General features: G+C 40.0%; 3 protein-coding genes. 2 read left to right on the top strand and 1 reads right to left on the bottom strand.

Features of this window, described 5'->3' with window-relative positions; genetic code table 11:
* Positions 1-373, bottom strand: a 373-nt coding sequence (locus tag AC3AYF_RS20860; RefSeq protein ID WP_487780384.1) for a LysR family transcriptional regulator, incomplete at its 3' end; no start/stop codon positions are given.
* Positions 374-575: 202 nt separating this feature from the next.
* Between AC3AYF_RS20860 and AC3AYF_RS20855 the strand changes: the two genes are divergently transcribed.
* Together AC3AYF_RS20855 and AC3AYF_RS20850 are read left to right on the top strand one after the other, a co-directional pair.
* Entirely contained in the window at positions 576-1094 is a 519-nt protein-coding gene (locus AC3AYF_RS20855) for an SRPBCC family protein (RefSeq protein ID WP_487780383.1), read from the top strand.
* A gap of 1 nt (position 1095) precedes the next feature.
* Complete coding sequence (locus AC3AYF_RS20850) at positions 1096-1419, top strand: DUF1330 domain-containing protein (protein ID WP_487780382.1); 324 nt, start codon at positions 1096-1098, stop codon at positions 1417-1419.
* The last annotated feature ends 97 nt before the right edge of the window (positions 1420-1516 follow it).

Genomic DNA, 1516 nt, shown 5'->3' with positions numbered 1-1516 from the left:
GTATTTGCAACTGGATCTGTGGATATAACTGACAAAATTCAGCAAAATCTGCCATTAATAATTCTTGGCCAAATATCTCTGGTAGCGTTACACGAATATCACCTTTTAATTTTGTATCTTTGCTCGCCACGCGTCGCTCAACACTGTGCATTTGCTCTTCCAATAATGAGGCTTCTTGGAAAATTTCATCTGCTAATGCTGTTCGTACATAACCTTGCTGCGTTCGTTCAAACAAACGTTCACCAAATCCCGCTTCAAAGTTATTTATTCGCCGTGAGACCGTGGCATGATTGACTCCCAAGGCCTTTGCAGCAGAACGAATCGAGCCGTTTTTACATACCGATAAAAAAAACTTTAAATCATCCCAATTCACTTTATCACCTTAGCGTTGTAGTCAGTTTTATACCGTCAATAGTCGTTTCAAGCTATCGATAAGAAACTTTAGCAAAGATCATAATAACTGTTCATGGATAGTTTTTGCACCGCTAACTTGCATATATTGCGAATTACCGCACCACTCTTCATCACCTAGACTTCGGTTAACCAAATGCAATTAATTCAACCGGAGATGAAAGATGAAACAACCAACACTGACAGGAAAATATCAACTCTCTACATCAATCGATATTTTTGCACCACAAGAAAAAGTATGGGAGGTATTAAAAGATTTTGCCAATGTCTATAGCTGGGTGCCTAGCGTAAAAGAGTCTTATGCAATCGGCACGGGATCTGAATGTGTGGGTGCTGGCCGCCATTGTTTCTTAGAAGGCTTTGGTGAAATCGATGAATATATCACTCAATGGCATAACGGCTCAGGTTTTGTTTATGACGTTAGTCCCTTAGGCCCTTTAGATCAAGCCTTTAGTTGCTGGTGGTTAACAAGCCCAGGTAAGAATGTCACGCGATTAACTGTGACGTTTGCTTATGAGCTTCGATTTGGCCTGTTTGGCAAGATCATGCATAATCTCATCATGCGTTCAAAACTTGAAACAAGTTTGCCGCAAGCTTTGGCAGCATTAAAAACTCGTGTTGAAACAGGCAATGTTCTTAGACCACTTATCGATAGCAGTATCGCGAGTAAAAAGGCGGCTTAATATGGAGACGGAAACAAGTTCAGAATCACCTTGTATTGCTGTATTACAAGGCACATTTAATAAAGGTGGCCAAAATACATTGGAGTTTAAAGAGTATTCGCAACGTTCAAATGCTAATGGTCAAGCTCATGGCGGTAAGTTATTAGGGAAATATGTCATTGATGGCAATTTAGGCCAGGGCGAGACACCTCATGTGGTGTTTGTAGTGGAGTTTCCTTCGCGGGATATGGCTGAAATGGCTTTTACTAATTCTGAGTATACGTCGATCATTCCACTTCGTGATGTGGCGTTCAAAGAGGTGAAGATTTTATTATCTGATAATTAACAGTAGACTCTTCTGTTGGTTATTGACAGGATAATTAATAATGAAAAAATTTGATGTTTTTTATCAACGGGCATTAGAACGCAAGGGTGGCGAGAAA

The organism is Salinicola sp., from assembly GCF_982684285.1.
The sequence above is the reverse complement of the archived record's forward strand: the minus strand, read 5'-3'. Positions and strand labels throughout refer to the sequence as shown.